A 6549-nucleotide genomic window follows, 5' to 3' on the forward strand; every position below is an offset into this window, starting at 1 on the left:
CGATGAAAAGATTTTTTTTAAACTATAGACTAGCGGTGCTATTGATGCTGGTTTTCTTGCTAGGGTCATGTAAAAAGTTTTTGGTGGAAGAACCCGTCAATTCGACTTTCGCGGGCGCATATTGGAAAAGCTCAGGGGATTTACGGAGTGCTATGGCAGGTAACTATGCTTTGGTACGGGATGTGATGAATTCGGGTAACTGGAATCCGAGTCCACGATACTTTATGTATGGCGATGCAATTGCCAAGAATTATTTTACAATCCAATATAATGGTGATGGACTCGAAGGGATCCAAAATGGAGATTTTACATTTCAATACAATGTAGAGAATTTTGGAGATTGGACCAAGTACTATAAAGCGATTACGATGAGCAATATCATTATTAATCGAGTTCCTAAGGTGGCGGACGATTTACTGACCGATGTGACCAATCCAACGAAGTTCAAAAATGAGATGCTTGGAGAGGCTTATTTTTTACGGGCGTTCACTTATTTTATGATGCTACGCGTGTGGGGAGACGTGCCCGTGGTAACGGAAGAATACGACGACCCTATTTCTGCTCCAGAATTAGCACGGAGTACCAAAAAAGAGGTTATGGCGCAGATCGAGAAGGATGCACTGCAGGCACATGAATTGTTGCCTTGGCAATATTCACTTGTTGGGAACGCCAAAGTCACAGCCAATAAAGGCGCGGTGAATGCATTGTTAGCTCATTTCTACCTTTGGAAGGCAACAATGAGTGATGTCAATTCAAACCAACCTGATCTCGAAACGGTAGACAAAGCAGATAAAGCCATCGATGAAATCTTAAATAATGGTATGTATTCATTGACCGACACATCTAATTATTATAAGACTTTCGAAGGACTTTCGAGTGAAGGTATTTTTGAAATTGCAATGAGTGAAAATACACGCGAAGGAACCAATCAACATATTGCCAATATGTTTTTGAGAACTGCGCAGCTGGCAACTTCTGGAACAAATTCGAGGTGTTATGTCAATGCAGATTATCTGACAAATCATTTTTATAAAATAGACCAGGTTTGGGACTGGTATTGGAATACAAGTTTGCAGCAGTGGGAGTGGAAGGCGATGCCTTCACAGGTCTTCGACGATAGTGATATTCGTTGTAGACGTAATTTTACCGATCTAAACAGTGATAAACCTACTTGCGTAAAATATCAAAGTGTTGTCTACCGTAATCCCTCACAAAAGCAAGATGCTTATGTTAGCAATAATCTGATTGTCTTTAGGTTAGCGGATATGCGCTTGTTGAAAGCCGAAATTGCACTTTATAGAAATCAAGTTTCCAAAGCAATAGACATCATCAATGAATTTAGAAAAAGGAATGGCGCCGATGAATCTGCCTTCGTGGATAATACATCGAGTAAAGACGATGTCATGTACGAATATATTATTGAAAGAGGAAAAGAACTTTATCTCGAAGGGCATATTTTTTATGATCTATTGCGAACAAGGCAATACAGCAATTTTGTTCCATGGCTCTCTGAGTCCCGCTTCCGTCAGGAAGGATTCTATTGGCCAATTAATCCAGCCCTATTCAAAAATAATAACAAGTTGACACAGACCTCATACTGGAGAGGAAAGGTGTAAGCACTAAAAAAAGAATTATGAAAAAGATAACAGGATTGTTTGCGTCAATATTAATTTTTCTTTTCGCATGTAAGAAGGATAATTATAAAGTCGATGGTGGAAAGAGCGATGCCAACGTGAACCAGACAACTTATGATTTTTTGAAGCAGCATGGTAGCTTTGATTCGTTGGTTAAGATTATAGACCGTGCCGGTATTAAAGATATTGTGAATTCAGATGTCACGTTCTTTGCAACGAGCGATTATGGCGTACGGGATTATGTAGCCGCCAAAAAACAACAAAGGATCATTGAGGTGGGAAACGAAAATATTCAGTTCGGGATCAATAACATCCCAGTCAAAGAATTACGTGATTCGATGATGATCTACCTATTCGATGGAAAGATCACACGAGAAAATCTCAGCCCTGACAACAAATATTTTGTAAGCAAGCTTGGTGCAATTCCCAATGTCAGGTTCAATATCAAATTGCGCAGAACACGTGACTACAGCGATTATCTGGATTATGTAGATTATCTCAATTTCACAAAGGTGATCGGTACTCTTGATGCTGAGGAACCCGATTATAATGCGATTCCAAAAGATCAACTTGATAAATCCTATGATTGTCAAACCTCGGGAATTAGGACGACGACAGGTGTATTGCATGTATTGCAAAACACACATCGTTTATTTTTTAACGCCGGAAAAATGGCTGATTAGAGACTGATATGAAAACGAATTTAAAAATTTTATATAGCTTGCTGTTTGCTTTTGCGCTAACTTCTGGCTGCAAGAAAATTGAAAACGGCTTTTTGAGCGAAGGTATACGATATAAAGATAATACCATTTTTTGCAAACGTGGAATGTCCCTAACGATGTCTGACCGTATTAATACAGATGGTTCTACGCCCCCCTATACATTCGAATTGTTAAACTTAAACGATGAAGCAACAGGTCAGCCCGCACCGGATGTCTTTTTTAAAGAATTTGACATTCTAACCTTTAAGCCTGGTTTAGTGTTCAATGCCGAGACAGATACCACGGTCGAACTACTCAATAAAAAGAGAGAAACAGTAAAGAAAGCCCCGATGGAATTTAATACAGTCAGTGGACAGCTGGTTTTTAATCGAGCTTCTGCCAATCTACCTTTAGGGCGTTTTAATTTTGATGTCAAAATGACCAACCCTAGAGGAGAGCGTGTATTCCCTAAATTGGCCACCATCGAGATTGTAGAACCTACGATTGATGATATGTTTAAAGTAACCTATCAAGCGGCAAGTGGATCGAGCGCTGCAGAAGTTTTTACCGGAATTACAGCCCCAAAAGTGACTTGTACAAAAATTTCAAACGATGGCGCTCGTGTTATCCTAAAGATCGTCGATAAAAATGGAAATGCATTCAATCCTAAAAATGGAGAAGTGATCAAACGGGGGGATCGACCGATGTTTGAATCTCATGTGAAGTTTAATCCAGTCCAAGTGACAGATAATTCGTTGATCTGTGATTTTGAGGTTGCACCTTTTCCGCTTGCTAAATTAATTGGAAAAGATGGAACAGATTGGGGTTTTCTCAATTACTATCGCATCCCCATGAAGTATGCCCAAATCGACGGCTTAAGTGCTAATAATGTCAACCCTGTTTTTGGATTCCAGCTATTGATGGAAGGTACTTATGAGGTTCAGGTAAAACTGCCAACGGTAACGCGTATTACACAATAAAGATTAGGGGAGCATAGTAAGTTCCCCACACTTTATTAAACCCAGATCTATATTAAACTTAGATGCCCACAGTGCGAAAATTAACCAATTATGAGCAAATTTTGACATTTTATTAGATGTGCGATTGACATTTCTCAATATGTTACGCTTGTTGTCTATATTTAGTAAAACCAATGTTGAGTAACCTAATACTAACATGCTATGAAAACGTTACAATTTAATATTCCTGTAATTAAAGGACAAAGCATCACTGTCCAGGAGGATATCTCGGAATCGTTCTATCCACATTTGCATCGTCATCAAGAAGCCCAGTTAATGTGGATTACGAAAGGAAAAGGTGTGTTGCTTGTGGATGAAACCCTCCATCCCTTTAAGGAAAACGATATATTTTTCATCGCTGCTCACCAAGCACATGTATTTAAATCTGTATCCGAGGATAAGGCTGGTGATGCCGCTAGATCCATTTCGATCTTTTTTGATCCGGAAGGGAGGTTGAAACAACTTTTTATGTTGGGTGAATTTGAATCCTTGGAGCAATTTTTAAGTCAGGATTCCAGGGGATTTAAGATTCCGGAGGTGGATTTCGACATGGTATCTAAGCGTATGCTGTTATTAAAACAATCGGAAAAGATCGATAAAATGATGCATTTCTTCTATTTGCTCCGGACACTAGCCCAAATTTCAAAGAGAACAGATGCGCTCTGTCCCGAACCGATGGAGACTGTAGTCGGTTCCACTGGAAAAAATAACCGCATAGAGAAGGTTTGTCATTATATCAATACACATTTTAAACATGGGCTTACTTTAGAAAGTGTTGCAGAAAGGGCACACCTGTCGCCACAGGCATTCTGCCGTTATTTCAAAAAACACTGTGGAATCACTTTAGTTGGTTATCTAAACCGGATACGAATTAATGAGGTTTGTAGTCAATTGGGAAAAGATCATTTACATTTGGAAAATATCTCATTTATTGCTTACAACTGCGGCTTCAATAGCATTACAAATTTTAACCGCGTATTTAAACAGATTATCGGCTGCACACCGAAAGAGTATATTTTGCGCTATGATCAGCGCTATACAGAAAATACAATTGTTTCATATGTATAGTTTAAGGCCACGTCGTGAGACGTGGCTTTTATGTGGAGAGATTTAGTACGATCAGAAATCCTAATATTCCTAATTTTCGAAGCATAGTCTTCATAGATGGTTTTATATTTGATTAGTAACGTGTTGTTTGGAGTATAAAAGTAATATAGCTATTATCCGCTACTACCTAAAACTAAAGAAAAACTTGTCTTATGCTAAGATCGATTGGAAAATCTATCTATAAATTCGTTAATAATAACGGAAAATCGAGGCCGTATTTAATAAAAAAAAATTGGCAATGGAAAATTATAGTCAAACTATCCAGTTGGGTGTAACAAAGGATCGGGTATTTAAAGCACTAACCGATGAAATACCATTTTGGTGGACAGTCATGTTTGAGGGCTCTTCCAATAAGAAGGACGATAGATTTACAATTCGATTTGGAGATCTTATTTACAAAGTAATGCAAGTGGAAGACTTACATGAAAATGCAAAAGTTGTTTGGCATGTCGAAGATTCATTGATAGCCCTTCCCGGATTGAATAATCAAAAAGAATGGATTGGCACAACGATCGTTTGGGACATCACAGAAAAAGAAAAAGGGATTGTGTTGCAACTTGAACATATTGGCTTATCCCCTGAAATCGAATGCTATGATATTTGTACAGATGGATGGCGACAATTTGTGAAAAGTTTAGAAGCATATATTGAAACAGGTAAAGGGCAGCTGCGTTTCTTTGGTAATTTATCGACAATTTCATGGAGTGTGGATGAAAGTTGTTTGGCATAAAAATCATCATGAGGACTATGCCGCAAGACAATTGTCTGATCGTGATCCAAAAGTTTCTTTCGATTATACTCTGCTTTGACCAAATCAATCACTACTGTTCGGGTGATACAGAATATCTGGGATTCTATGCTGGAATCAATATTTTTGTCACGCATATTTTTCCAGAGTTTGATAAATACACGCTGCACAGTTTCTTCGGCTAGATAAGAAGATTTGGTTTTGTTGAGCCCATATTGGTATACTTTGGAACTCCATACGTCAAAGTATTCCTCAAATCTTCGGACAATAGACGCATAATTGATTTCCATAGTGTAGGCTTGGAATAAATGAATTTAGCGATAATGCGCTTTCGCTCCAAGTTTTTTAAAAAATATTTTGCCTCTTTTCTTAGTGGATGAGATTTGTTTTCTGAATGATCTTCGATGTACGGTTATAGACTCTCAATTGGGCGTTTCGTCTTGGTCGGATTGTATTAATACCCTTAGACTGTATTTATACCTCTTCTTGGGCGTTTTGATACGTATGTTTCGAATCTTGTATTTGGACTGGCACAAAGTTTGAATTTTACCCTGCTGTAATACATAAATTATTCACAATAACACATCGACGTATGAAAAAATTAATTCAAACACTGGGACTAGGTATGCTTATTTTAACAGTATTAGTAGGCTTTACATCATGTAGCAAAGATGATGATCCGGCTGATAACGATCTTTTTGTTGGAAAATATGAAGGCACTATTGGCTTTGATGACATGAACAACAATGATAACGATGTTGCCTCGGGAGAAGGAACGGTTACTGTAACAAAAGTTGGCGATACCTATAATTTTGCTTTTGGAAATGGCATTCCTAATCTCAATGGAGTAGATTTTGAAAAAAAGGATAACGTCTTAGTTAATATCGGCTCAGCAGGTACGGGATTTATCCGTATTGATGCCGGTAAATTGACAATTGGTTATACAAAAGACGGCAAGGCATGGACGGCCAATTGTAATCGGAAATAGTCCTGCGAAAAATAGAAAGCGCCTGTTTGCCAGGTGAATGTTGTGAGTTTAACATTTTATAACATTATTTTCTAAACGATTTGCGGAGCGATACTGTTCTATTAACAAACAATAAAACGAAAGTAATTATGAGCGAATTAACATGGAAAGGCCGTTGGAACGAAATCAAAGGCAAGGTAAAACAACAATATGCAGACCTTACCGACGATGATCTATTGTATGCTGAGGGCAAAGAAGACGAATTGGTAGGTAAGCTTCAAAAGAAGACCGGTAAAACACAGGATGAGGTAAATAAGTGGTTGAACGATTTGTAGGTTTAGTATTGTGTGATAAAAGAGGCTGTCTCAAAAAG

At 38.1% G+C, this 6549-nt stretch carries 8 protein-coding genes; all 8 read left to right on the top strand.

Going from position 1 to position 6549, the window contains the following annotated elements:
* Positions 1-2 precede the first annotated feature (2 nt).
* The 8 genes from B3H30_RS02990 to B3H30_RS03025 all read left to right on the top strand — a co-directional run bounded on the left by B3H30_RS02990 (position 3) and on the right by B3H30_RS03025 (position 6511).
* Positions 3-1616 carry a RagB/SusD family nutrient uptake outer membrane protein gene (locus B3H30_RS02990; protein ID WP_046671676.1) on the top strand — a complete coding sequence of 538 codons (1614 nt, stop codon included), beginning with the start codon at positions 3-5 and terminating at the stop codon, positions 1614-1616.
* A gap of 17 nt (positions 1617-1633) precedes the next feature.
* On the top strand, positions 1634-2317 hold the full coding sequence (locus B3H30_RS02995; RefSeq protein WP_070565225.1) for a hypothetical protein: 684 nt from the start codon (positions 1634-1636) through the stop codon (positions 2315-2317).
* A gap of 8 nt (positions 2318-2325) precedes the next feature.
* Entirely contained in the window at positions 2326-3315 is a 990-nt protein-coding gene (locus B3H30_RS03000; RefSeq protein ID WP_070565228.1) for a DUF5007 domain-containing protein, read from the top strand.
* A 201-nt stretch (positions 3316-3516) separates the two neighbouring features.
* On the top strand, positions 3517-4422 hold the full coding sequence (locus B3H30_RS03005; RefSeq protein WP_070565230.1) for an AraC family transcriptional regulator: 906 nt from the start codon (positions 3517-3519) through the stop codon (positions 4420-4422).
* Positions 4423-4699: 277 nt separating this feature from the next.
* Positions 4700-5191: an SRPBCC family protein gene (locus B3H30_RS03010; protein WP_070565233.1), complete on the top strand. Its 492-nt coding sequence runs from the start codon at positions 4700-4702 to the stop codon at positions 5189-5191.
* A gap of 17 nt (positions 5192-5208) precedes the next feature.
* Positions 5209-5394, top strand: coding sequence for a hypothetical protein (locus B3H30_RS03015; protein WP_070565235.1), 186 nt, complete (start codon positions 5209-5211; stop codon positions 5392-5394).
* A gap of 407 nt (positions 5395-5801) precedes the next feature.
* Entirely contained in the window at positions 5802-6197 is a 396-nt protein-coding gene (locus B3H30_RS03020; RefSeq protein ID WP_070565238.1) for a hypothetical protein, read from the top strand.
* A 128-nt stretch (positions 6198-6325) separates the two neighbouring features.
* Positions 6326-6511 carry a CsbD family protein gene (locus B3H30_RS03025; protein ID WP_046672091.1) on the top strand — a complete coding sequence of 62 codons (186 nt, stop codon included), beginning with the start codon at positions 6326-6328 and terminating at the stop codon, positions 6509-6511.
* Positions 6512-6549: the final 38 nt, after the last annotated feature.

This window comes from Sphingobacterium sp. UBA7038 (assembly GCF_002494055.1).
GTDB classification, from domain to species: Bacteria; Bacteroidota; Bacteroidia; order Sphingobacteriales; family Sphingobacteriaceae; genus Sphingobacterium; species Sphingobacterium multivorum.

What these genes read in the sequence shown, in the direction of transcription:
- B3H30_RS03025 (WP_046672091.1), top strand. Translation starts at nt 6,326, where the DNA reads ATGAGCGAATTAACATGGAAAGGCCGTTGGAACGAAATCAAAGGCAAG.
- B3H30_RS03005 (WP_070565230.1), top strand. Translation starts at nt 3,517, where the DNA reads ATGAAAACGTTACAATTTAATATTCCTGTAATTAAAGGACAAAGCATC.
- B3H30_RS03000 (WP_070565228.1), top strand. Translation starts at nt 2,326, where the DNA reads ATGAAAACGAATTTAAAAATTTTATATAGCTTGCTGTTTGCTTTTGCG.
- B3H30_RS03020 (WP_070565238.1), top strand. Translation starts at nt 5,802, where the DNA reads ATGAAAAAATTAATTCAAACACTGGGACTAGGTATGCTTATTTTAACA.
- B3H30_RS03010 (WP_070565233.1), top strand. Translation starts at nt 4,700, where the DNA reads ATGGAAAATTATAGTCAAACTATCCAGTTGGGTGTAACAAAGGATCGG.
- B3H30_RS02990 (WP_046671676.1), top strand. Translation starts at nt 3, where the DNA reads ATGAAAAGATTTTTTTTAAACTATAGACTAGCGGTGCTATTGATGCTG.
- B3H30_RS02995 (WP_070565225.1), top strand. Translation starts at nt 1,634, where the DNA reads ATGAAAAAGATAACAGGATTGTTTGCGTCAATATTAATTTTTCTTTTC.
- B3H30_RS03015 (WP_070565235.1), top strand. Translation starts at nt 5,209, where the DNA reads ATGCCGCAAGACAATTGTCTGATCGTGATCCAAAAGTTTCTTTCGATT.